At 32.5% G+C, this 24,470-nt stretch carries 23 protein-coding genes; 18 read left to right on the top strand and 5 right to left on the bottom strand.

Translation table 11 applies throughout. The features are described from left to right. Positions 1 to 8: 8 nt before the first annotated feature. The 5 genes from mnmE to rpmH form a co-directional block, all read right to left on the bottom strand. Positions 9 to 1,403: a tRNA uridine-5-carboxymethylaminomethyl(34) synthesis GTPase MnmE gene (gene mnmE, locus MN581_RS09270; RefSeq protein ID WP_241699646.1), complete on the bottom strand. Its 1,395-nt coding sequence runs from the start codon at positions 1,401 to 1,403 to the stop codon at positions 9 to 11. Positions 1,404 to 1,612: 209 nt separating this feature from the next. Beyond that, entirely contained in the window at positions 1,613 to 2,362 is a 750-nt protein-coding gene (gene jag / locus MN581_RS09265) for an RNA-binding cell elongation regulator Jag/EloR (protein ID WP_117973741.1), read from the bottom strand. A gap of 18 nt (positions 2,363 to 2,380) precedes the next feature. Next, positions 2,381 to 3,163 (bottom strand): YidC/Oxa1 family membrane protein insertase, encoded by a 783-nt coding sequence (locus tag MN581_RS09260; protein WP_117973856.1) that lies wholly within the window; start codon positions 3,161 to 3,163, stop codon positions 2,381 to 2,383. 50 nt (positions 3,164 to 3,213) lie between these two features. Next, on the bottom strand, positions 3,214 to 3,552 hold the full coding sequence (gene rnpA, locus MN581_RS09255; protein WP_117973743.1) for a ribonuclease P protein component: 339 nt from the start codon (positions 3,550 to 3,552) through the stop codon (positions 3,214 to 3,216). A gap of 84 nt (positions 3,553 to 3,636) precedes the next feature. Then, complete coding sequence (rpmH, locus tag MN581_RS09250; RefSeq protein ID WP_071457793.1) at positions 3,637 to 3,771, bottom strand: 50S ribosomal protein L34; 135 nt, start codon at positions 3,769 to 3,771, stop codon at positions 3,637 to 3,639. 473 nt (positions 3,772 to 4,244) lie between these two features. Between rpmH and dnaA the strand changes: the two genes are divergently transcribed. The 18 genes from dnaA to MN581_RS09160 all read left to right on the top strand — a co-directional run bounded on the left by dnaA (position 4,245) and on the right by MN581_RS09160 (position 24,437). After that, positions 4,245 to 5,588, top strand: coding sequence for a chromosomal replication initiator protein DnaA (gene dnaA / locus MN581_RS09245; protein WP_117973744.1), 1,344 nt, complete (start codon positions 4,245 to 4,247; stop codon positions 5,586 to 5,588). Between the two features lie 154 nt (positions 5,589 to 5,742). Then, positions 5,743 to 6,873, top strand: a complete 1,131-nt coding sequence (dnaN, locus tag MN581_RS09240) for a DNA polymerase III subunit beta (RefSeq protein ID WP_241699645.1) — start codon at positions 5,743 to 5,745, stop codon at positions 6,871 to 6,873. A gap of 130 nt (positions 6,874 to 7,003) precedes the next feature. Beyond that, positions 7,004 to 7,477, top strand: a complete 474-nt coding sequence (locus MN581_RS09235; protein ID WP_241699644.1) for a glutathione peroxidase — start codon at positions 7,004 to 7,006, stop codon at positions 7,475 to 7,477. A gap of 237 nt (positions 7,478 to 7,714) precedes the next feature. After that, positions 7,715 to 7,948, top strand: coding sequence for a S4 domain-containing protein YaaA (gene yaaA, locus MN581_RS09230; RefSeq protein WP_117973751.1), 234 nt, complete (start codon positions 7,715 to 7,717; stop codon positions 7,946 to 7,948). Positions 7,949 to 7,950: 2 nt separating this feature from the next. Beyond that, positions 7,951 to 9,084, top strand: coding sequence for a DNA replication/repair protein RecF (recF, locus tag MN581_RS09225; RefSeq protein ID WP_117973753.1), 1,134 nt, complete (start codon positions 7,951 to 7,953; stop codon positions 9,082 to 9,084). Further along, the gene (gene gyrB / locus MN581_RS09220) at positions 9,074 to 11,020 is read left to right on the top strand and encodes a DNA topoisomerase (ATP-hydrolyzing) subunit B (protein WP_117973755.1); all 1,947 of its coding nucleotides are present in this window, start codon (positions 9,074 to 9,076) and stop codon (positions 11,018 to 11,020) included. The genes recF and gyrB overlap by 11 nt, the downstream gene beginning before the upstream one ends. A gap of 17 nt (positions 11,021 to 11,037) precedes the next feature. Beyond that, entirely contained in the window at positions 11,038 to 13,551 is a 2,514-nt protein-coding gene (gene gyrA, locus MN581_RS09215) for a DNA gyrase subunit A (protein WP_117973757.1), read from the top strand. Between the two features lie 320 nt (positions 13,552 to 13,871). After that, positions 13,872 to 14,171: a 30S ribosomal protein S6 gene (gene rpsF / locus MN581_RS09210; RefSeq protein WP_117973759.1), complete on the top strand. Its 300-nt coding sequence runs from the start codon at positions 13,872 to 13,874 to the stop codon at positions 14,169 to 14,171. A gap of 43 nt (positions 14,172 to 14,214) precedes the next feature. After that, complete coding sequence (gene ssb, locus MN581_RS09205) at positions 14,215 to 14,718, top strand: single-stranded DNA-binding protein (RefSeq protein WP_117973761.1); 504 nt, start codon at positions 14,215 to 14,217, stop codon at positions 14,716 to 14,718. A gap of 18 nt (positions 14,719 to 14,736) precedes the next feature. Then, on the top strand, positions 14,737 to 14,976 hold the full coding sequence (rpsR, locus tag MN581_RS09200; RefSeq protein ID WP_071455937.1) for a 30S ribosomal protein S18: 240 nt from the start codon (positions 14,737 to 14,739) through the stop codon (positions 14,974 to 14,976). A 133-nt stretch (positions 14,977 to 15,109) separates the two neighbouring features. After that, the gene (gene rplI / locus MN581_RS09195) at positions 15,110 to 15,562 is read left to right on the top strand and encodes a 50S ribosomal protein L9 (protein ID WP_117973763.1); all 453 of its coding nucleotides are present in this window, start codon (positions 15,110 to 15,112) and stop codon (positions 15,560 to 15,562) included. A 23-nt stretch (positions 15,563 to 15,585) separates the two neighbouring features. Next, positions 15,586 to 16,953 (top strand): replicative DNA helicase, encoded by a 1,368-nt coding sequence (dnaB, locus tag MN581_RS09190; RefSeq protein WP_117973765.1) that lies wholly within the window; start codon positions 15,586 to 15,588, stop codon positions 16,951 to 16,953. Positions 16,954 to 17,075: 122 nt separating this feature from the next. Continuing rightward, complete coding sequence (locus MN581_RS09185) at positions 17,076 to 18,368, top strand: adenylosuccinate synthase (protein ID WP_117973767.1); 1,293 nt, start codon at positions 17,076 to 17,078, stop codon at positions 18,366 to 18,368. 93 nt (positions 18,369 to 18,461) lie between these two features. Further along, positions 18,462 to 19,334, top strand: coding sequence for a DegV family protein (locus tag MN581_RS09180; protein ID WP_241699643.1), 873 nt, complete (start codon positions 18,462 to 18,464; stop codon positions 19,332 to 19,334). A gap of 533 nt (positions 19,335 to 19,867) precedes the next feature. Further along, a complete protein-coding gene (locus tag MN581_RS09175) occupies positions 19,868 to 22,339 on the top strand; it encodes a hypothetical protein (protein WP_241699642.1) in 2,472 nt (823 codons plus the stop codon). Between the two features lie 22 nt (positions 22,340 to 22,361). After that, complete coding sequence (locus MN581_RS09170; RefSeq protein WP_241699641.1) at positions 22,362 to 22,712, top strand: hypothetical protein; 351 nt, start codon at positions 22,362 to 22,364, stop codon at positions 22,710 to 22,712. Further along, a complete protein-coding gene (locus MN581_RS09165) occupies positions 22,709 to 23,509 on the top strand; it encodes a WxL domain-containing protein (protein ID WP_241699640.1) in 801 nt (266 codons plus the stop codon). Before MN581_RS09170 ends, MN581_RS09165 begins: the two co-directional genes overlap by 4 nt. Positions 23,510 to 23,537: 28 nt before the next feature. After that, on the top strand, positions 23,538 to 24,437 hold the full coding sequence (locus MN581_RS09160) for a WxL domain-containing protein (RefSeq protein ID WP_241699639.1): 900 nt from the start codon (positions 23,538 to 23,540) through the stop codon (positions 24,435 to 24,437). The last annotated feature ends 33 nt before the right edge of the window (positions 24,438 to 24,470 follow it).

The raw sequence follows: 24,470 nt of genomic DNA, 5'->3' as shown, positions 1-24,470 counted from the left end.
TAATCTCCTTATTTTCCTAAACAGAACTGACTAAATAACTGGGTAATTAATTCATCTTGAACATTTTCACCCATAATTTCTCCTAATAAGTCCCAAGCTCTTGTCATATCAATTTGTAATAAATCTACAGGCATCTCTGATTCGATTCCTTTTAATAACTCATCAAGAGCCATATCAGCTTGTTCTAACAATGACACATGTCTTGTGTTAGAAATATATGTTGCATCTTTTTCAGACGTATTAGAAGCAAAGAATGTGTCTTTTATTAACTGTTCTAATAAATCAATACCTCTACCCTCTAAAACTGATATCGGTAAGAATGGTGTTTCCCCTAATATATTTTGTAACTCATCTTTATCTAATTTATTTGGTAAATCATTTTTGTTCAGTAATACAATACGTTGCATATCTTTTGTTAAAGAGATTAGCTCACGATCCATCTCTGTAATAGATTCGCTTTGATTTAACACAAGTAACACTAAATCTGCTTCAGATAATGCTTTCCGACTTCGTTCTACCCCTATTTTTTCAACAATATCTTCTGTTTCACGAATACCTGCCGTATCAATTAATTTTAACGGTACACCACGTACATTAACAAACTCCTCTATAACGTCTCTTGTTGTTCCTTCTACATCTGTTACAATGGCTTTGTCTTCACGCAATAAATCATTTAATAGACTTGATTTTCCTACGTTTGGACGCCCAATAATAGCAGTTGCTAATCCTTCGCGTAAAATCTTTCCTTGTGTTGCTGTTTCTAATAAATGCGAAATATCTTCTTTCACCTCTAACGCTTTTTCCTTCATAAGTTTCGTAGTCATTTCTTCTACATCATCATACTCCGGGTAATCTATGTTTACCTCTACTTGTGCTAACGCTACTAATAATTTTTGTCTTAATGAATGAATTAATTGTGATAATCGTCCATCAAGTTGACCTAAAGCTAAGTCCATTGATTCACTTGTTTTGGCTTGTATTAAATCCATCACGGCTTCTGCTTGAGATAAATCCATACGACCATTTAAAAACGCTCGCTTGGTAAATTCTCCTGGTTCAGCTAACCTTGCCCCCTGTCTTAACAACAACTGTAACACTTGATTAGCTACAACCATCCCACCATGACAGTTTATCTCCACTATGTTTTCTCGTGTAAAGGTTTTGGGCTCTAACATCACAGAATACATCACTTCATCAATCACTTGATTTGTTTTTGGATCCTTGATATGTCCATAGTGAATCGTATGCGTCTCTACTTTGGTCAAATCCTTTTCTTTATAGTTTGTCACGCTTTGCGCAATTGTTACGGCATCATCTCCACTTAAACGAACAATACTAATAGCTCCCTCACCCGGTGGTGTTGATATCGCTACAATCGTATCAAACTCTTTTGTAATATTCATTTTTTACCTTCCTTTCTTAAAAAATACATATAAAAAAGTGCCCACTCCACCTCTTTATTTATCCCATAAGCATAAATAAAAAAGTAGATAAGCACTTTGACTGCTATCTTATTTATAATCATAGAAATAATAGCATACTTTTATAGCTATTGACAATGGATATGATAACAAAAAAAGAAGTCATACAAGGGATGTATGACTCAATAGAATTATTTTTTTAATTCAACAACTAAATAACGATGAGGTTCGTTACCTTCAGAGTGCGTTTTAATGTCCTTTTCATTTGATAAAATCGAATGAACTTGCTTTCGTTCAAACGCAGGCATTGGCTCCAAAAATACAGGTTGAGTAGTATCTCTTACCTTATGAACTGCTTGATTAGCTAATCGTTTAATGATTGCTTCTCGTCTTTCACGGTAATCTCCAACATTCACTATAACAGTTAATCGATTTTTCACTAAACGATGAATATAAACCTGTGATAGATACTGAATAGCGTTTAATACTTTTCCATGTTTACCAATCAACAAACCTTTTTTGTCTGTGTCTAAATGTAACACTACATGATTATCATTACGTTGTACTCTTGTCATTGCTGGTGCTCCTAAAGCCGTCGTTATATCTGTTAAATACACCGATAACTTCGTAATAGCCTCATCAAGTGATATGTCTTGTGATTCAACTGGAGTTTCTTTTATTTCTACTTTAACTGGCTCTTGATATTCTATCATGACTTCAGATTCTATTTCTGGTTCTTCGATAATTTCTGTCGTTACTTGAATTTCTTCCTCTTTTTCTTTGGCGTTAATAGAAACAATCGCTTCTTTTTTACCAATTCCTAGAAATCCTTTTTTACCCTCTTCTATAATGGAGATAGCCGCATCGGCACGATTTATACCAAGTGAAGCCAAACCTTTTTTTATAGCTTGATCAACAGTTTCTCCCGTAAATGTTGGCATGATACGAACCCCCTCAATTTATTTTTTTCGTTTTTTTGGAGCATTTGCTTTACGCAGTGCTTTTTCTAATTCTTTTTTTCGTTGTTCTTCTGCTTCTTGTTCACGTCTAATTTTAAATGGATTATTAATCAATAATGTTTGAATTACTTGGAATGCATTTGATATTACCCAATAAAGTGATAAACCGCTAGCTAATTTAACACCCATAAATAAAATCATTAAAGGCATCACATAATTCATCGCCTTCATCGCACCTTGAACATTTGATTGGCTCATTGTTGTTAATCTTGTACTAATAAAAGTAAAGATAGCAGCTAGAATCGGTAAGATATATGTTGGATCAGGTTTACCTAACTCTAACCATAAAAATGTTCCCTCCGTTAATGCTGGAATACGAGAAATTGCTTGCCACAACGCCATCATAATTGGAAGTTGTACAACTAATGGTAAACAGCCTGATAACGGATTAACTCCTGCATCGCTGTATAAACGTTGCTGCTCTTCTTGTAATTTTCTAACCGTTTCAGAATCTTTTGAAGCATACTTTTCTTGTAATTCTTTTAATTTTGGTTGTAATTCTTGCGTTTTACGCATGCTTTTTGTCTGGTAATGCATTAAAGGTAATAAAATAATCCTAACAATAATCGTAAATAGAATAATCCCAATACCAGGATGCCCAAAAGATAACGCTTTTATCGCTTGACCAAAATAATAAACAATATATCGATCCCATAAACCAGTACTACTTTGATTGATTTCACCTGTACCACATCCTGTCAAAATAAAGACAAGAACAAACATGGACAGAATAAATAGCCATTTTTTCTTATTTTTCACTGACTAACCCTCTCTTATTTCATTAAATTAGCTAATTTAAACACATGCTGAATATTTTTCTTTACTTCATCTAAAGATAAATTAATGACTTGAGGTCTTGCAATTAATACAATATTGTAATTCGATTGAACCATCTCCTTCATATCATACAAGGATGTTCTCATTAATCGTTTCACCCGATTACGCATAACAGCATTTCCTACTTTTTTGCCAACAGATAACCCTACACGGAAATGAACGTTTTCAGGTGACTCATAGACATACACTATAAAATTTCTATTTGCAAAAGATTGCTTATTCTCAATAATTTGTTGAAACTCTTTTTCTTTTTTAATTCGATACGCTTTTTTCATATTAAATCACTCTTATCATAGCATAAAGATCGCTTTTTTTTAATTTATTATAAAAAAAAATCACTGATTCGTAGAGTCAGTGATTTATGCCGCTAATACTTTTCTTCCTTTACGACGTCTACTTGCTAATACACGGCGACCGTTTTTAGTACTCATACGTTTTCGGAAACCATGAACTTTTTGACGTTTACGTTTTTTTGGTTGATATGTTCTTTTCATTCTCATACACCTCCTATAAACTAATATGCTTTCTAAATAATCACATTAGACAGACTATGACATTATACAAATAAAATAGTCATTTTGTCAACTTTATTTAAAATCTTTCTCATTATATAGTTATCCACAATGTCTTTTTTTATTCACATTCCTGTTAAAAATTAGACACATCACATTTTTTATCCATAACTTTAATACTAGTTATCAACAATATAACAACTTGTAAAAAAGTTATTAACATTCTAAAAAAATATTGTTAAAAACTCTTTTAAACTTTAAAAAAAACAACTCTTGTATTTGTGTAAAACTTGTTGATAACTAAACTGATTATAAAAAATATTCACATTTTTTTAAACTTGTTGATAACTTTTATTAAGAGATGAAAATAAAATATCCACAAGTAAAATATTCAGTGGAAAACTTGTTTTTAAAGTGATAGAATATAAAAGACTATATAAGTTAGGGGGGTAACTATGCCCGATTTTAATTTTATCTGGAAAGAACTTGTTGAAAACTATAGAAAAACACTAACTCCTCCAAGTTTTAGCGCTTGGATTGATCCTGCAAAACCAATAACTTTGCAAAATAATATATTAACAATTGAGCTACCATCAGATTTACACAAAAACTACTGGGAAAAAAACTTAGCTGCAAAAATTGTAGAAACAGGTTTCGAATTAACAGGTGAAGAAATTACGCCTATTTTTATTATTCAAGATGATGAACCACAAATAAATGAATCAAAAAAAGAAGCTCCAACTGAACTACCAAATATCGTAAAAAAAAATAGCAAGAAAGCTTTACTTAATTCAAAATACACATTTGATACATTTGTTATTGGTAAAGGTAATCAAATGGCTCATGCTGCGGCATTAGTGGTATCAGAAGATCCAGGGGCGACATATAATCCTTTATTTTTCTACGGTGGCGTTGGTCTAGGAAAAACACACTTGATGCATGCAATTGGACATCAAATGCTTTCAAATAATGTGGATGCTAAAATAAAATATGTCACAAGTGAATCCTTCGCAAATGACTACATTAATTCGATTAAAAATAATAAATCCGAAGATTTTAGACAAGAGTATCGAAACGTCGATTTATTATTAGTTGATGACATTCAATTTTTTGCTGACAAAGAGGGAACACAAGAAGAATTTTTCCATACATTCAATACTCTTTATAATGAAGGGCATCAAATTGTCTTAACCAGCGATCGATTACCAAATGAGATTCCGAAATTACAAGAACGACTTGTTTCAAGATTTGCTTGGGGATTATCAGTAGATATCACTCCTCCTGATTTAGAGACACGAATTGCCATATTACGAAAAAAAGCTGATGCTGAAGGTTTGGAAATTCCTGATGATACATTATCATATATTGCTGGACAAATTGAATCAAATATACGTGAACTTGAAGGTGCTCTTGTCCGCGTGCAAGCTTTTTCTACAATGAAAGGGCAAGATATTACAACTAGTTTAGCTGCCGATGCTTTAAAAAGTTTAAAACCAATTAAAGAAAAAAGTGAATTATCCATTTTAAACATTCAAGAAGAAGTTTGTAAATATTATCATTTGCAATTAAAAGATTTAAAGGGAAAAAAACGTGTCAAAACAATAGTTGTACCAAGACAAATAGCAATGTATCTCTCAAGAGAACTAACAGATAATTCCCTACCAAAAATTGGTGCAGAATTTGGTGGTAAAGACCACACCACTGTTATACATGCTCATGAAAAAATTCAACAATTAGTCGAAAAAGATGTTACCATACAAAAAGAAGTAAATGACATTAAACAAACATTACTTTCCTAATTGTGGAAAACAAAAAAAACAACCTCGAGTTTTCCACATGTTATTAACAAGAAAAAATCCTTATCAGTTATAAACAGAAAATACTTATACACAGAATCAACAGCACCTACTACTACTACTACTTTATATATATTAATTAAAAGGAGACTAACTAATGAAAATAACGTTAAATCGCGCAGCATTTTTAAATGAATTAACTACAGTTCAACGTGCTATTTCCGGTAAAACAACTATTCCTATATTGACAGGGGTAAAATTAAGTATCACAGATGTTGGCTTAACTCTTACAGGTAGTAACGCTGATATTTCTATTGAAACTTTTTTAAGTGTTGATAATGATAAAGCCAGTATGCTAATTGAATCCACTGGATCAATAGTTATTCAAGCACGTTTCTTTAATGAAATTATAAAAAAATTGCCTGAACAAACATTAACTTTAGAGTTAATTGAGAATAATCAAGTTATTATTACATCAGGAAAAGCTTTATTTAATGTTAATGGATTAAATGCTGATAGTTATCCTCAGTTACCAATTATTGAGGATCAAACCAACTTCAAATTACCTGCAAGGGTATTAAATAAATTAATCAGTGAAACTGTTTTTGCTGTATCATCACAAGAAAGTAGACCAATACTTACAGGGGTACATATGACTCTAAATGATAATAATTTATTAGCAGTTGCAACAGATAGTCATCGTTTAAGTCAACGTAAAATGGAACTAGACAATGTCAATCAAACTTTTGATGTCGTGATACCTGGAAAAAGCTTACAAGAATTATCACGTTCATTTAAAGATGAAGAAGAGCAAGTTGATATTTCTATTATGGAAAATCAAATTTTATTTAGAACAGAAACAATGAATTTTTACTCTAGGTTATTAGAAGGAAATTATCCTGATACTAATCGTTTAATCCCGACGAATTTTAATACTGAAATTAGTTTTAATGTCTCTAGTTTATTATCAGCGATTGATCGAGCGTCATTACTATCTCATGAGGGCCGTAATAATATTGTCAAGTTAGCAATTGATGCTGAACAAGTGATTATTTATGGAAATTCACCTGAAATTGGTAATGTAGAGGAAAAATTAACTTATATCGAAGTTACAGGTGATCCTATAACAATCTCTTTTAATCCTGACTATATGAAAGCATCATTAAAATCGTTTGGAGATATCGATGTGACAATTCGTTTTATTTCACCGATTCGTCCATTCACACTCCAACCTAAAGATGGTGATATTGAATTTATTCAACTAATAACACCAGTTAGAACCAATTAGGAGGTTTTTAGCACTCATTAAAAAGGTGAGTGCTTTTTTATTTTGTATTCATTATGGTGTGTCATTCCTGAAAAAAATTAGATAATGTAGTTTAATTAAGCTATTACTATACAACGGGGAGGAAAATAGCGTGACAATTTATGGTTACGAAGCGACGTTAGATAATGGAGAGTCTTACTTTTTGGAAAAATATAAAGGGAAAGTAATGATTATTGTCAATACTGCAACTAAATGCGGACTAGCACCACAATTTAAGGAATTGGAGACTATTTATCAAACCTATAAGGATAAAGGGTTAGTAATATTAGGATTTCCATCTAATCAGTTTCATCAGGAAGTAAAAACAAGTGAAGAAGCTAGCCAAGCATGTCGAATGACTTATGGAGTGACATTTCCTATGCATCAATTATCTAAGGTGAATGGTAAAGCTGCTAATCCTATTTTTAGCTATTTGATGAACGAAGCACCTGGAGTACTAGGTGACAAAATTAAATGGAATTTCACTAAATTCTTAATTAATCAAAAAGGGGAAGTCGTTAAACGATTTTCACCAACAGACAAACCTGAAAAAATGGTACCAGATATTGAAAAACTATTAAATTAATCATGAAAACAAAGGAAGGGTTGAGAAAAAATCAATCATTCCTTTTTAATTATTTACAAAAAAATTTAAATTATCTCTTATTTTACGTTCTAAGAGGTTTAGTATAAAAAATGAAAAAAGTATCGATTCATTATAATATTGCGTAAAAAACGATTTTAGCAAAGAAAATTTGTTTTTAAGACTTAAAAAGGGTATAATAATAGCAATGGTAAATTGAAACAGAGAAGGTGAAAATTTGTGAAAAAAACATTTATATTAAAAACAGAATATATGACTCTTGGTCAATTTTTAAAAGAAGTTGATGTTATTTCTAGCGGTGGAATGGCCAAATGGTATTTACAGGAACATGCTGTATTTGTTAATGGAGAACCTGAAAATCGTCGCGGTAGAAAATTATATAAAGACATGATGATTGAAATACCTGAGTTAGGTACTTTTTTTATGGAAACAAACGCATCGGATGCTAAATAATTATGCAACTTAATCAAATAGAATTAACGAATTATCGAAATTACAATCAACTTACTTTAAATTTTTCACCAAAATTGAATGTATTTGTTGGTGATAATGCCCAAGGAAAAACTAATTTATTAGAAAGTATTTATGTTTTATCGTTAACAAAAAGTCACCGAAGCAATCATGAAAAAGAATTAATTCAATGGAATCAAGAGTTTGCTAGAATTGAAGGTCAAATAAGTAAAAAGAATAGTGATATTGATTTAACAATGATTGTTTCTAATAAAGGGAAAAAAACAAAAGTAAATGGTTTAGAACAAATTAAATTAAGTCAATATATAGGTTATTTGAATGTTATTTTATTTGCTCCAGAAGATTTATCTTTAGTTAAAGGGTCACCACAACATCGTCGAAAATTTCTAGACATGGAAATTGGCCAAATCAACTCACACTATTTATATCACCTAAGCAATTATCAAACAGTGCTTAAACAACGAAACCAATATTTAAAAAAAACAGCTTTTAATAAATCATATGATCCTCTTTATTTAGAAGTATTAAATGAGCAATTAGCACAAGAAGGAAGTTTTGTTCTCTTGTCACGTTTGTATTTTGTTAACTTACTTGAAAAATGGGCAAATAGTATTCATGATAACATCTCTTACGGAAAAGAAGAATTACGTATTTCCTATAAAACTTCCTTTCAATTAGGTTCAGAACAAACGCAAGAAGAGTTATATTATTTATTAATGAAAGAGTTTAAAAAACATGAGGAGAGAGATCTATCACAATTTACAACAAGTGTAGGACCTCATAGAGATGATTTGGTTTTTATGGTAAATGGACAAAATGTTCAAACGTATGGCTCGCAAGGACAACAGAGAACAGCAGCTTTAAGCGTTAAATTAGCAGAAATTGAGCTAATTAATGAGGAGATTGGGGAATATCCTATTTTACTTCTTGATGATGTTCTTAGCGAACTGGATGACGAAAGACAAGTACAGTTAATGGAATTTATTGATAATAAACTTCAAACGTTTTTGACGACAACCAGTATCGTGCATTTAAATGATAAATTAAAAATAAATCCCGAAATATTTTATGTAACAAATGGAAAAGTAGAAAGGACGAGTGAAGACGTTGACGGATAAACAAATAAATGGAGGGCAAGCTTCATCATATGATGCCAGCCAAATTCAAGTATTAGAAGGACTTGAGGCTGTTAGAAAACGACCTGGTATGTATATTGGGTCCACAGGACCACAAGGTTTACACCATTTAGTATGGGAAATTGTTGACAATTCAATTGATGAGGCGTTGGCTGGTTTTTGTACTGAGATTAACGTGACGATTGAAGAAGATAATAGTATCACAGTAAAAGATAATGGACGTGGTATTCCAGTAGGGATTCAAGAAAAAACGGGACGACCAGCTGTTGAAACCGTCTTTACAGTATTACACGCTGGAGGAAAATTTGGCGGTGGGGGTTATAAAGTCTCAGGTGGTTTACATGGTGTAGGTTCATCCGTTGTAAACGCGTTATCTGAATCACTTAATGTTAAGGTTCATGTTGATGGGAAAATTCATCATCAAGAATTTAAGCGTGGAAAAGTCATAGATGACTTAGAAGTAATTGGTGAAACAGACCATCGCGGAACAGTTGTTAACTTTAAACCAGATGCTGAAATTTTTAAAGAAACAACCGTTTTTGAATATGATAAATTAGCAACACGTATTCGTGAATTAGCTTTCTTAAATCGAGGATTACGTATTAGTATTACTGATAAACGTGTGAGTCCTGAAAAAGAAGAATCTTACCACTACGATGGTGGGATTAAGAGTTATGTTGAGTATTTAAATGCTGGGAAAACAGTTCTTTTTCCAGATCCAATTTATACAGAAGGTGAACAACAAGATATTAGTGTTGAAGTAGCAATCCAGTACACTGACGATTACCATACTAATTTGTTGAGTTTTGCTAATAATATCCATACCTATGAGGGGGGAACACATGAGTTTGGTTTTAGAACTGCTTTAACACGTGTGATTAATGATTATGCAAAACGTCAAAAATTATTAAAAGAAAATGACGAAAATTTAAGTGGGGATGATGTACGTGAAGGAATGACAGCTGTTATCTCTATCAAACATCCAGAACCACAATTTGAAGGACAAACAAAAACAAAATTAGGTAACTCTGAAGTAAGAACAGTTACAGATCGATTATTCTCAGAAGCTTTTAATAAATTTTTATTAGAAAACCCTGATGTAGCAAAACGTGTCGTTGAAAAAGGGATTTTAGCATCTAAAGCTCGTTTGGCAGCTAAAAGAGCACGTGAAGTAACACGACGTAAGGGAGCTCTTGAAATTAGTAGTTTACCTGGTAAGTTAGCAGATTGTTCAAGTCGTGATCCTGAGAAAAGTGAATTATATATTGTCGAAGGGGATTCTGCGGGAGGCTCAGCAAAAACTGGTCGTGACCGTAATTATCAAGCCATTTTACCTATTCGTGGGAAAATCTTAAACGTCGAAAAAGCAAGCATGGAAAAAATATTAGCCAATGCAGAAATTCGTTCACTATTTACAGCAATGGGAACAGGGTTTGGTGGCGATTTTGATGTATCAAAAGCACGTTATCATAAATTAATTATCATGACCGATGCCGACGTTGATGGGGCACATATTAGAACTCTTTTATTAACGCTATTTTATCGTTATATGCGTCCAATTGTTGAAGCAGGGTATGTTTACATTGCTCAGCCGCCATTGTATGGGGTAAAACAAGGGAAAAAGATTACATATATTCAACCAGGAAAAGATGCTGATGAGAGGTTAGCACAAGCAGTTGCAGATTTGCCAGCGACACCAAAACCAAGTATTCAACGTTATAAAGGTTTAGGCGAGATGGATGATCATCAATTATGGGATACAACAATGGATCCAACAAAACGTACAATGTTACGTGTAACAGTTGAAGATGCTGCTAAAGCAGATGCAGTGTTTGATATGTTGATGGGAGATAGAGTAGAACCTCGTCGTGAATTTATTGAGGCCAATGCACATTATGTTAAGAATTTAGATATTTAAGTAAGGGAGAAACGTTCATGTCTGAAGAAATCAGAGAAAATATTCAAGATGTTAATTTGACACAAGAAATGGAAGAATCCTTTATTGATTATGCCATGAGTGTTATTGTGTCTCGTGCGTTACCAGACGTAAGAGATGGGCTAAAACCTGTTCATCGCCGTATTTTATATGGGATGAATGAAATGGGTGTGACACCTGATAAGGCACATAAAAAATCAGCACGTATCGTTGGGGATGTTATGGGTAAATACCATCCTCATGGTGATAGTGCGATTTATGAATCTATGGTGCGTATGGCTCAACCGTTTAGTTACCGTAACATGTTAGTTGATGGGCATGGTAACTTTGGTTCTGTCGATGGTGATGGAGCTGCCGCAATGCGTTATACGGAAGCTCGTATGAGTAAAATTGCGGTTGAAATGTTACGTGATATCAATAAAAATACCGTTAATTTCCAAAAGAATTATGATGAAACAGAAAGAGAGCCAGAAGTATTACCTGCACGATTTCCTAATCTTCTAGTTAACGGGACAACAGGGATTGCAGTAGGTATGGCAACGAATATACCACCACACAATTTGTCAGAAGTCATTGATGCGTTAAAACTATTGATGGAAAATAAAGATGTGACAACAAATGAATTGATGGAGGCACTACCTGGACCTGACTTTCCGACTGGTGGACTTGTCATGGGGAAAACGGGTATTCGTAAAGCTTATGAAACGGGTAAAGGATCAATTATTGTTCGTGCGAAAGTCGATATTGAAGAAAAATCAAATGGTCGTGAACGCATTATTGTCACTGAAATCCCATATATGGTGAATAAAGCAAAACTGGTTGAACGTATTGCTGAGTTGCACCGTGAAAAACGTATTGAGGGGATTACTGACTTAAGAGATGAATCCTCACGCGAAGGGATGCGTATTGTCATCGAGATTCGTCGTGATACAAGCGCATCAGTTGTGTTGAATAATTTATATAAATTAACGTCATTACAAACAAGTTTTGGCTTTAATATGCTAGCCATTGTTAAAGGTGTACCAAAAGTTTTAGGATTAAAACCAATTCTAGAGTATTATTTGGAACATCAAGAAGAAGTTATTGTTCGCCGCACAGAATTTGATAAACAAAAAGCAGAAGCTCGTGCGCACATATTAGAAGGCTTGAGAATAGCATTAGATCACATTGATGAAATTATTAAAATTATTCGTGCATCTGATTCTGATGACGTGGCAAAAGCAACTTTGATGGAACAATTTGATCTATCCGATAGACAATCACAAGCAATTTTAGATATGCGTCTACGTCGTTTAACTGGTTTAGAACGTGAAAAAATCGAAGCGGAATACCAAGATTTATTAGTATTAATTGCTGATTTGAAAGACATATTAGCTAATCATCATAGAGTACTCAATATTATCTCTGAAGAACTGGATGAAGTTCAACGTAAATATGGGGACGAAAGACGGACCGAATTACTCGTTGGAGAAGTATTAAGTCTAGAAGATGAAGATTTAATTGAAGAAGAAGATGTGGTTATTACGTTAACTCATAATGGTTACATTAAACGATTACCAAGTACGGAGTTCCGTACCCAAAATCGTGGCGGACGTGGTGTTCAAGGAATGGGCGTTCATGATGATGACTTTGTTGAGAATTTATTATCTTGTTCAACACATGATACGTTATTATTCTTTACAGATACAGGTAAAGTATATCGTGCAAAAGGATATGAAATCCCTGAGTACGGTCGTACAGCTAAGGGGATTCCAGTCATCAATCTATTAGGTATTGATTCTTCAGAAAATATTGAAGCTATTATTAATGTGGAAGGAAAAGCTGATTCTAATCAGTATTTATTCTTTACAACGAAATTAGGAACAGTAAAACGTACGTCTGTTAAAGAATTTTCGAATATTCGCACCAATGGCTTAAAAGCTATTGGTTTAAAAGATGGTGATTCACTGATTAATGTAGCATTAACAGATGATGATGATACGATTATTATTGGGACAAATCTAGGGTATTCTGTAACCTTTAAAGCAGAAGCAGTGCGTTCAATGGGACGTAGTGCAGCAGGTGTTCGTGGTATTCGTTTAAGAGAAAATGATTATGTCATTGGCATGGATATTTTAAAACCAGACATGGAAGTATTAGTTATTACTGAAAATGGGTATGGTAAGAGAACACATGCTAAAGAATATCCAATCAAGGGCCGTGGTGGTAAAGGGATTAAAACCGTTAATATTACTGAGAAAAATGGTCATTTAGTTGGATTAACAACGGTTAGTGGTGAAGAAGACATTATGTTAGTCACTAATAAAGGTGTCATCATCCGTTTTGAGCTGAATTCTGTTTCTCAGACAGGTCGTTCAACCCAAGGTGTCCGTTTAATTCGTTTAGAAGAAGATGCTTTGGTATCAACTATGGCAACTATTGATGTTGATGAAGATGAAATAGAAGATACTATTGTGTCAGAGGAAATCGATGTTAAAATAACAGCGGATGAACAAGAAAAGAATTTTGAATAATAAAATGATAATTAACTCAAAGTAGGCAACTATTTTGAGTTATTGTTTTATAAAAAATTTAATTAAGGAGATATTCTAGATAACTATCTATTTACTAGGTTTAGTAACAAACAGTAAGGGAAATTTGTAGAAACTTTTGATATTAAATAATTTGAAGAAATATATCATTAGTAAATGGTCGATTAAAATAAAGGTATTATAAATTTATGTTGCAATACGATATAAAAAATAGTATAATTTATTACTGTGAGTAAATGAAAGTTTACTCTCCTTGTTCCTTATAATTAAGGAACCTTTAGTCCATAAGGAGGTGAAAATCAATGAGTCAGGTATCAAATTATGAAATCATGTATATAATTCGTCCTAACATTGATGAGGAAGCAAAAAATGCTCTAGTAAATCGTTTCGATTCAATCTTGAAAGATAACGGAGCAGAAGTTTTGGAATCTAAACAATGGGAAAAACGTCGTTTAGCTTACGAAATCCAAAATTTCCGTGAAGGAATCTACCATATCGTTAAAGTTTCTTCTACAGATGCTGCAGCAATCAATGAATTTGATCGTTTAGCAAAAATCAATGATGACATTTTACGTCACATGATTGTTAAAGAAGAAAAGTAATAATGTTTCACGTGAAACATTTATAACGAAAGGAGATTAACCAATGATTAACAATGTTGTATTGGTAGGTAGACTTACTCGAGACCCAGATTTGAGATATACGTCAAATGGTTCTGCCGTAGCGACTTTTAACTTAGCTGTTAATCGTAACTTTACGAATCAAAGTGGGGAACGAGAAGCAGACTTTATTAATTGTGTGATTTGGAGAAAACCAGCTGAAACCTTAGCAAATTATGCTAAAAAAGGAACTCTATTGGGAGTAGTTGGACGTATTCAAACTAGAAACTACGAGAATCAACAGGGACAAAGAGTGTATGTAACTGAAGTGGTTTGTGAGAACTTCCAATTATTAGAATCTAAGAATGCATCGAGTCAAAGACAACAGCAAACTAGCGGATTTAATAATTTTTCTCAAGATAACCAAAATACACAATCATCATTTGGCCAATCTTCAAGTAATGACATGCCGAACTTCGATCGTGATAATAGTAATCCTTTTGGAAACTCATCATCGATAGATATTTCGGATGACGATTTACCATTCTAATATAGAGGAGGGCATATAATGGCAGCTCAACAAAGAAGAGGCGGACGCCGTCGTCGTAAAGTATGTTACTTTACAGCTAACCATATTGATCATATCGATTACAAAGATGTTGAATTATTATCTCGTTTTGTTTCAGAACGCGGTAAAATTTTACCTCGTCGTGTAACAGGAACTTGTGCTAAACATCAACGTAAATTAACGATTGCAATTAAACGTGCAAGAATTATGGGATTATTACCATTCGTTAGTGAAGACTAATAAAATCCAGAGACATTCATTTGAATGTCTCTTTTTGTTTCACGTGAAACAATGAAGAATAGTTTAGAAATACTATAAATTATGTTAAAATAAAAAGAGTGTGTAACTAGAATCGTTAGGAGAGTGAATATAGATGAAAGTTATCTTTTTAGAAGATGTAAAAGGAAAAGGAAAAAAAGGTGAAGTGAAAGATGTTGCAGTAGGATATGCTCAAAACTTTTTAATTAAAAAAGGATTGGCTAAAGAAGCAACAGCTCAAAATTTAAGTGAACTTAAAGGAAAAGAAAAAGCCAAAGCTAAAGAAGATGCAGAAGTATTAGAAGAAGCTAAAAAATTAAAAAAAACATTTGAAACTGAAGGTTTTGAAGTTGTTATAAAATCAAAAGCAGGAGAAGATGGACGTTTATTTGGTTCAATTCCTTCTAAACAAATAGCAGATGGACTTCAAAAGCAACACAAAATAAAAGTAGATAAACGCAAAATTGAAATGGAACAACCAATTAAAGCATTAGGCTATACAACTGTTCCAGTTAAATTACATAAAGAAGTGGTAGCCAAACTACGTGTACATGTAGTGGTTGAGTAACCGGAAAATTGAGGATTTAATCTATGGAACTTATTCAACAAGATAGAGTGCCACCTCAAAGTATCGAGGCAGAACAAGCAGTTTTAGGTTCTGTCTTTTTAAATGCAGATGCTTTGATTGAGGCAATGGAATATATTGATTCAGCTGATTTTTATCGACGTTCACATCAGTTACTTTTCCAAACTATGTTAGATTTAAATAATCGTAATGAAGCAATTGATGTCATTACGATGAAAACAGAGTTGGAACAAAAGCAATTACTAGAAGATGTTGGTGGTATTAGTTACTTATCTGAGTTAACAACAAACGTTCCAACAGCAGCCAATGTGGGACACTATGCCAAAATTGTGGAACAAAAATCGTTGTTGCGTCGTTTGATACAAACGGCAACAGATATCGTAACAAAAGGCTTTGAACAAGATGAAGATGTTGAATTTATCTTAGATGAAGCAGAACGTCAAATTTTAGAAGTCTCTGAAAAAAGAAATAGAAGTGGCTTTTTAGCGATTTCTGATGTGTTGAGTGATTCTATTGCTCAAATAGAACAATTATCACAACAAGGTGATGATATAACTGGATTGCCAACAGGATATCATGCTCTTGATAAAATGACAGCCGGTCTCCAGTCAGAAGAGCTCATCATATTAGCAGCACGTCCGGCTGTGGGGAAAACAGCCTTTGCTTTAAATATCGCACAAAACGTAGGAACAAAAACGGATGAATCAGTCGCTATTTTTAGTTTAGAAATGAGTGCAGAGTCATTAGTTAATCGTATGTTATGTTCAGAAGGATCAATAGAAGCAAGTCATTTAAAAACAGGTCAGTTGACTGACGAAGAATGGAACAGTTTAATTGTCGCAATGGGAAGTTTATCAAGAGCTAATATTTTTATAGATGATACACCTGGTATTAAAATATCTGAAATTCGGGCGAAATGTCGAAAATTAGCTCAAGAACAAGGTGATTTGGGCCTTATCTTAATTGATTATTTACAATTAATTGAAGGAACAGGACGAGAGAACAGACAACAAGAAGTATCGGAAATTTCACGTCAATTAAAGAAACTTGCTAAGGAATTGAAAGTGCCAGTTATTGCCTTATCACAGCTATCTCGTGGAGTGGAACAAAGGCAAGATAAAAGACCAGTATTAAGTGATATTCGTGAATCAGGTTCTATTGAGCAAGATGCAGATATTGTCGCCTTTTTATATCGTGATGATTATTATCAACGTGATAGTGAAGAAGATGATGATGAACCAGTACAAGAGTCTAATAATATTATTGAAGTTATTATAGAAAAAAATAGAAGTGGTGCAAGAGGAACGGTAGAATTGATGTTTATTAAAGAATATAATAAATTTACTTCTATTTCCCCAAGAGAAGAATTTTAATATTCGTAATTTTTGATAAAAATATGTTTTTTTTATTTTAATGTTCTGATTTAGTTGTGTTAGATTCTTTTTTTTGATAATATAGTTAGGTAATGAATAAAAGAGAAGAACGGAGTGTTCGTATGTCATCAGTTGTAGTAGTAGGAACTCAGTGGGGAGACGAAGGTAAAGGAAAAATCACTGATTTTTTAAGCGAAAATGCAGAAATTATTGCAAGATACCAGGGTGGAGATAATGCAGGACACACTATTCAATTTGATGGAACAACCTATAAACTTCATTTAATTCCATCAGGTATTTTTTATCAAGATAAAATAAGCGTGATTGGAAATGGTGTAGTCGTTAATCCAAAATCATTAATTAAAGAATTAAACTATTTAAAAGAACATAATATTCCAACTACTAATTTAAGAATTTCAGATAGAGCACATGTTATTTTGCCTTATCATATTCTTTTAGATCAGTTACAAGAAGATGCTAAAGGTGATCAAAAAATCGGAACAACGATTAAAGGGATTGGACCTGCTTATATGGATAAAGCAGCTCGTGTGGGTATTAGAATAGCTGATTTATTAGATAAAGAGATTTTTGAAGAACGATTAAAAATAAATTTAGAAGAAAAAAATAAATTATTTACTAAAATCTATGAAGTAGACCCTATTTCATTTGAAGAAGTGTTTGAAGAATACTATGAGTATGGTCAATTAATTAAAGAATATGTAACTGATACATCAGTTATCTTAAATGAAGCCTTAGATAATGGAAAACATGTACTATTTGAAGGAGCTCAAGGTGTTATGTTGGATATTGATCAAGGTACTTATCCATTTGTTACCTCATCAAATCCATTAGCTGGAGGCGTGACAATTGGAACAGGTGTAGGACCTTCCAAAATTGATAAAGTGGTGGGTGTTTGTAAAGCTTATACCTCTCGTGTAGGTGATGGACCATTCCCAACTGAACTATTTGATGAAACAGGTCATCAAATTAGAGAAGTTGGTCGTGAATATGGTACAACAACTGGTCGACCAAGACGTGTTGGTTGGTTTGATAGTGTTGTGATGAGACACTCTAGACGTGTATCAGGTATCACTAACCTATCATTAAATTCAATCGATGTTTTAACAGGTTTACCTGTCATTAAAATTTGTGTGGCTTATGAGTTAGATGGAAAAGAAATCACTCATTACCCAGCAAGTTTGAAAGAATTATCGAGATGTAAACCAATTTATGAAGAATTACCAGGGTGGACGGAAGATATTACTGGTTGTAAAACATTAGAAGAATTACCAGAAAATGCTAGAAATTATGTTAAACGTGTTTCTGAGTTAGTAGATGTTAGAATTTCAACATTTTCTGTTGGTCCTGATAGAACACAAACAAATATTTTAGAAAATGTTTGGGAACAAATTTAAATACCCAATAAATATAAAAAAATAGAGAGTTATCGAACTCTCTATTTTTTTATTATATAATAAAGTTAAACCAATGATAGGGAGAAAATAAAAATGACTTATAAATTTGATTTGTTGGTAGATTCCTGTTGTGATTTGACACATGATGAATTAGAGGAACCAGGCATTAAAAAAATTAGTATGACGATTCAATTAGACAACAAAGAATATATTGATGACTTTCAGGAAACTTTTGATTACAATTGGTTTATGACAGAACTTAAAAATGGAGCAACACCTAGTACGTCACAAATTAATATTGGGAATTACTTAGATATTTTTAAAGATTATGTCGGCCAGAACCAACCCTTGCTATATGTTTGTTTTTCATCAGGTTTAAGTGGCTCATATAATAATGCGATGACAGCTTTATCTATGTTAGAAGAAGAGCATGGTAAACTACCGATTACGATTATTGATTCCTTAGCGGCATGTTTGGGAGAAGGACTACTTGTAAGGAATGTCTTAAATCTTAGGAGACAAGAAAAAACACTTGAAGATGTCGTATTATGGTTAAACGAAATGATACCAAGATTACATTCATGGGTTACAGTTGATGATTTAAAACATCTAGAGCGTGGAGGTAGGATATCCAAAACGTCTGCGATGATTGGTAGTATGATCAAAGTGAAACCAATTATCTGTATGAATGCTGAAGGAAAATTAATTAATATTGGAAAAGTACGTGGACGCAAACATTCATTAGAAAAAATAGCTGAATTAACCAAAGAAACCATTGAGCAAGAATCTGAACAAGATATTTTAATTGCCTATGCTGGAGATAAGGAATCTGGTGAAAAATTAAAAGCTATTTTACAAGATAAAGTATCGGTAAAAAGTATTTCTGTAAAACCGATGGGACCAACCATTGCTAGTCATACAGGATATGGAGCATTGGCAGTATTTTCATTTGGTTTAATAAAGTAACATAAACTTATAAGATTATCTAGACTATGGACAAACTAGTTACTCATTAAGAGTGATTGGTTTGTTTTTTTTAGATACGCCAATTGTAAAATTGAGCTAGACAATAAAAAAAGACAAAGTATTGAAATTATTCAACACTTGTCCATAGTTTTATATAAGTTTATATGACTTTGTGGCTATTATGAATAAAAATTTACATATAATGTGGAACAGATAAAAAATTATTAACTATAACAGTTTTGATTATTTTTATTTGTTTTAAGTATTTTTAATTATGTATTAAATTTATTTAACATATATCTAATGATTATATAAAAAATGCATCATATATAGTTATTTTGTCTACTTTTTTTAATTAAATTATAATAAAAAACTTTAAATGTATTAAAGATACAATTAAACTATCTTTTTATAATAATTGTTGTTAAATTTGATATAAACAATAGTAATCTGTTTATTTTTTTTAAAAATGTGTTATAATTGTAAAGTGGTTGTTTGTGAAATTAGTTATATCAAGTAAGAGGTGGGGGTTAATGAAAAAGAATAAAATAGTATTATTTTTATTGACTTGTTTATTATTTTTATTTGTAACTGATTATAGAGTACTAGCTGTGAATAAATTGGTTGATAATCCTAACGTTACATTAGTGAGGCCAGGTTTAGAAAGATCAGTGGAGATTAATGGTAAGTATAATTTCTCAATGCAATTAATAAATGGGAAAGATGAGAATACGAAAACAACATATAGACCAAAAGGAAATACAGTGTTTTCAGGGAGAAATCCACAAATAGAAAATAGACCTTATAACGAAGCTTTTCCTGGAAGTAAGTCTCAAATTTATTATTTTCAGTCTGGAAAATCCGAAGAACAGTCAGTATATGTATCTAACGTAGGGTTTTACCAAGGTCGATCTGTTGATGTGAAATGGGTAATAGATGAGTTGTATCTAGATATTCCAGGTAGCGTGTTTCGTTTTTTTGCTGTTGATCCTTCTGAACAACATCTGAGTGGTTCGAAATATTATATTCCTTCAGTGGATACAAAAGCTGAATGGGGAGATATATTTATGTCAATAGGATCTGGGTTAGGTAATAAACATACCAATATACCAAATAAAATAATACCCAGATATCCTTTTACATCAGGTAAAGATTATATTGACTATCATTATGAATTTTATGATTCGTTAACTAAAGAAAAAATAGAAATTGTTGGTTTATGGAATGTGTCAAATTTAAATAAACTAAAAACTTTAGAGGTGTATAGTCCACTAAATGATTTGTCTAAGTATTATACTTATTCAAATTATAATGCTTATCCAAATAAATATACGAATAATATTGAGTATAACTATCTTTATAATAATATATTACAGTTTTCTAACTCTGAACCTACAATGAGCAAATATGAAACATCGTTTACAGGCTTATTCGAACGAACGAATACTTTAAAATTTCGTCTTAGTATGAATGATCAGACTATGGGGTTAGATTATTTAAGGCAAGCTATACCTCGGGTGGCACCAAGTATCCAAACAGTTATAGGTAGAGTAAATAATGCGACTCATGATCAAGAAAATTATAGAGATGTCTATTATGATATTATTTTTGGTGTAGGAAATAATAGTATAGATAAGAGAACTGATAAATTATCCATAGAGACGACAGCTCCAGATGGCTATAACATAGACCCATCACAGATAAAGGTATATAACGTTGCTGAAAACAGTGAAGAAGTGGATAATAATATTTCATATACGGTTACATTGAATCCTGAAAATAAAGCGAAAGCGACTGTAACTTTTAACGATACTAAAAGCGCAGAATTTAATAACGGACAATATAAAATTTCAGTAGTGGCTACACCTAATGAGTCATTTAACTTATCAAATAATGGTTATCTTATTAAAGAAGATGATAAATTTAATGGATATATGCATTTTGACTTAGCGACAACTGCAGTAATGACGTATACACACTATGCAAGTAATAATATTGATACGAAACAATATTCATATAAAGTCGATGATCGATCAATTGCTAAGACTAACTATGAAGGAATGCCAACAGGTGAAGCAAAACAAAATGTGCCATTAGAGTATGGAAAAAGTATTTTAAGTCAATACCCTGATGCTTCTGAACTATTAGAAGAAGGGTATCAAACATCTATTGATACCAATAATATAGCGAAAGATACTCCTATCAAGGCAGATTATGTCAATAAGGATAAATTACCAGATACTACAAAATTGATGCCTGGTACAAAATTAAAAGTTCCTATTCGTTTAACATCAAAACTGGGTGTCACAACAGATGTAGATGCAACATTAGTTGTTAAAGAAGCTAAAAGTCGATTAACTGTTAACATTGTAAATGAAGCAGATGAATTGATTGATAAAGTAGAATTAAATGACTATTTGATTAATCAAGCAGTTGATTTAACAGCTATCAAAGAAGTAACATCCGTATTAGACAAATATACCACTAATGGTGGGTATACTATTATCGAAAGACCAAATGATGAAACTAATTTATTATTAAACAGTGTAAAGATGAGTGTAACTTATAAATTAAAAGGAAATTTATTGATTGAATCAGCTCCTAGATTGTTTGATTATGGTGAAATCAAAACTTCAGTTGATAATGTACATATAAGACAAGCTAAAAATTTAGATGAACAGCCACCTTTAAAAATTGTTGATAATCGTTCAAATAAGTCAACTGGTTGGAATTTAAAATTAAAAATGGTTAAATCTTTTACGAATGATGGAACAGAGTTACCTAATATTATGGAGTATAGGTTAAGTTCTTCCGATAGCTTTAATGTCACCTCAGATGCAATGACAGCATATCATAGTAAAGCAGGGGGAGATTATACCTTAAGTGATGACTGGAAAAAATATGATACAGGTTTAGGTTTGATTATTGAGCCTGGACAGGTTAAAAAATTAGGTCATTACACGAGTGAAATGGAATGGGACTTAATGCCAGGTGAGGAACCATGAAGCTAGTGGAAGGGGTGACGGAATGAAACACGTTATAAAACATGTATTTTTAGTTTTTAGTCTTGTTTATGTTATGAGTTTTTGTTCATCTATATCCTTTTTAGCTGCTGAACCTGATACCGATTCTGAAGTAACGCATGGTAGGATAATTTTTTATGAAGATGTTGAAACGAGTTCTTCAACATCAAATAAGGATAACCATCCGACACGATCTAATTCTAATCAGTATCCTGTAAGTAATAAAAAAGCAACAAAAGGACTCCTACCTCAAACGAGTGATTATTGCTCTTATTTTCCTACAGCTATTGGTTTAATACTAATATTAGGAGTTGTTATTATGTATAGAACCAAATGGAGAGTGAGAGTAGTATGATATATCGACAATTACTGAATCATGGATTCTATTTATTTATTATATTGATATCTAGTATTTTATTATCAGGTAATACTGTTTTAGCAGTATCACAGACGGTTAATCCAAATGCTAGTACAGAAGTTATCGATAATGGAATTACGCCACCAGTTGATCCTGAAAATCCACCAACGGAGGTTGATCCCAATCAACCATCTAAACAACCTAAAGGTAGTCTGCGTTTAGATTTTGTTTCTAATTTAGATTTTGGACGCGTTAGAATTGGTAATCATAAGGAAGTTAATGCTAAAGCACAATTTTTTAAGCAAGGTACTGAGCCTAGGGGAAGTTATATTCAACTTACAGATGTCCGAAGTGAAAGTACAGGATGGACTTTGATGATGGAGCAAAAAAACCAATTTAAAACTGCTGATGGACAGGAACTTTCTGGAGCTGTATTATCATTTGATCATGCATGGGCGAATGCTAGTCATAAAACAGAAGAAATTATGCCGCAAGTAACTAGAGAAACTTTATCTTTAGTACCCGGTGAATCAGCTATTGTCGCTCAAGCAGAAAAAAATAAAGGGTGGGGCGTCTGGACAGTTGAATTTGGTGCATCACAAAATAATAAAGATGGACAAAAATCAACATTGTATCCCTTGATTGATAGTAATAATCAACCGCTTATCAACCCCGAATGGAATCAACCAGACTTTGGAAATAGAGCTATTTCACTATCCATTCCGGATAAGACAACTATTTTACCAAAGGAATATAATACGGAGATAATTTGGACTATTGCCAAATTGCCTTAATAGATAAATATAAATGGAGGAATATATAATGAAAAACAAGGTTTTAGGAACAATTTTATTATCAACTTTACTATTAAGTAGTGCGGTTAGTGTTAGTGCTGCAACTGCAGACACAGTTAAGTCATCTGGTTCAGTAACGGTCGATGAAGGTTCTATCAAACCAACAGATCCAGATAAACCAGGTGATGGAGGAAATGATAAAGACCCTGAAAAACCAACAGATCCAGTGATTCCGGATGTTGATCCAAAGGATCCAGGTAATGGTGGATTTACACCAGGTAATCCAGATGGTGGAGCGTTGACTCTTTTAGGTGCATCAAACTTGAAATTTGGAACTATTAATATTAGTTCAAATAATATTCAAAAATATGCAGCACCAGCGAAAGTATTGGGTGCTACTCAAGATCCAACAACGGGAGCATTAACTCCTACTGGTACTAATAAAACAGTTGGTAACTATGTTCAATTTGGTGATATCCGCTCAGAACAAACTGGTTATACTTTAACTGCTCAATTAACTAAACAATTTACATTATATGATAAAGATGGAAAAACTCCACTAGGTACTTTAGATAATGCTTCTATAAACTATACTAATGGAATTTTAACTCATGAAGATGGTGCAAATATTACTGGTGGGGTTGATGGATTAGATTTAACTTCTACTATGGAATTAGTTCAAGATTCAGGTACAGCTCAACAAGTTGTTAACTTACCTTCTGGAAAAGCACCAGCTAAAGGTATCTTATCTGTTGAATATGGACAAACTAAAGATTACGATGACAAATACACAGTTAAAGGTACAGCTCAAAAAGAAACAGAAGATAAATCTATTGCGTTAAAAGTTCCTTCTAGAACAGCTACTAATATGAAAAAAGGAAACTATCTAGCAGAGATTACTTGGACTTTAACAGATGGCCAACCTTAATTATTAGACATAAAACTTAATATTGTGCAAAAT

Origin of the sequence: Vagococcus sp. CY53-2 (genome assembly GCF_022604695.1) — a bacterium.
GTDB lineage: Bacteria > Bacillota > Bacilli > Lactobacillales > Vagococcaceae > Vagococcus.
Note: the sequence above shows the minus strand (reverse complement) of the source record. Positions and strands in the feature narration are given on the sequence as shown.

Excerpts from the sequence above, each read along its gene's own strand:
- MN581_RS09165 (WP_241699640.1), top strand. The coding sequence starts at position 22,709 with ATGATATATCGACAATTACTGAATCATGGATTCTATTTATTTATTATA.
- MN581_RS09170 (WP_241699641.1), top strand. The coding sequence starts at position 22,362 with ATGAAACACGTTATAAAACATGTATTTTTAGTTTTTAGTCTTGTTTAT.
- dnaB (WP_117973765.1), top strand. The coding sequence starts at position 15,586 with ATGGAACTTATTCAACAAGATAGAGTGCCACCTCAAAGTATCGAGGCA.
- gyrA (WP_117973757.1), top strand. The coding sequence starts at position 11,038 with ATGTCTGAAGAAATCAGAGAAAATATTCAAGATGTTAATTTGACACAA.
- dnaN (WP_241699645.1), top strand. The coding sequence starts at position 5,743 with ATGAAAATAACGTTAAATCGCGCAGCATTTTTAAATGAATTAACTACA.
- rpmH (WP_071457793.1), bottom strand. The coding sequence starts at position 3,771 with ATGAAAAGAACATATCAACCAAAAAAACGTAAACGTCAAAAAGTTCAT.
- MN581_RS09160 (WP_241699639.1), top strand. The coding sequence starts at position 23,538 with ATGAAAAACAAGGTTTTAGGAACAATTTTATTATCAACTTTACTATTA.
- rplI (WP_117973763.1), top strand. The coding sequence starts at position 15,110 with ATGAAAGTTATCTTTTTAGAAGATGTAAAAGGAAAAGGAAAAAAAGGT.
- MN581_RS09260 (WP_117973856.1), bottom strand. The coding sequence starts at position 3,163 with ATGTTTGTTCTTGTCTTTATTTTGACAGGATGTGGTACAGGTGAAATC.
- MN581_RS09180 (WP_241699643.1), top strand. The coding sequence starts at position 18,462 with ATGACTTATAAATTTGATTTGTTGGTAGATTCCTGTTGTGATTTGACA.
- rpsR (WP_071455937.1), top strand. The coding sequence starts at position 14,737 with ATGGCAGCTCAACAAAGAAGAGGCGGACGCCGTCGTCGTAAAGTATGT.
- rpsF (WP_117973759.1), top strand. The coding sequence starts at position 13,872 with ATGAGTCAGGTATCAAATTATGAAATCATGTATATAATTCGTCCTAAC.
- rnpA (WP_117973743.1), bottom strand. The coding sequence starts at position 3,552 with ATGAAAAAAGCGTATCGAATTAAAAAAGAAAAAGAGTTTCAACAAATT.
- MN581_RS09185 (WP_117973767.1), top strand. The coding sequence starts at position 17,076 with ATGTCATCAGTTGTAGTAGTAGGAACTCAGTGGGGAGACGAAGGTAAA.
- jag (WP_117973741.1), bottom strand. The coding sequence starts at position 2,362 with ATGCCAACATTTACGGGAGAAACTGTTGATCAAGCTATAAAAAAAGGT.
- mnmE (WP_241699646.1), bottom strand. The coding sequence starts at position 1,403 with ATGAATATTACAAAAGAGTTTGATACGATTGTAGCGATATCAACACCA.
- MN581_RS09175 (WP_241699642.1), top strand. The coding sequence starts at position 19,868 with ATGAAAAAGAATAAAATAGTATTATTTTTATTGACTTGTTTATTATTT.
- recF (WP_117973753.1), top strand. The coding sequence starts at position 7,951 with ATGCAACTTAATCAAATAGAATTAACGAATTATCGAAATTACAATCAA.
- ssb (WP_117973761.1), top strand. The coding sequence starts at position 14,215 with ATGATTAACAATGTTGTATTGGTAGGTAGACTTACTCGAGACCCAGAT.
- dnaA (WP_117973744.1), top strand. The coding sequence starts at position 4,245 with ATGCCCGATTTTAATTTTATCTGGAAAGAACTTGTTGAAAACTATAGA.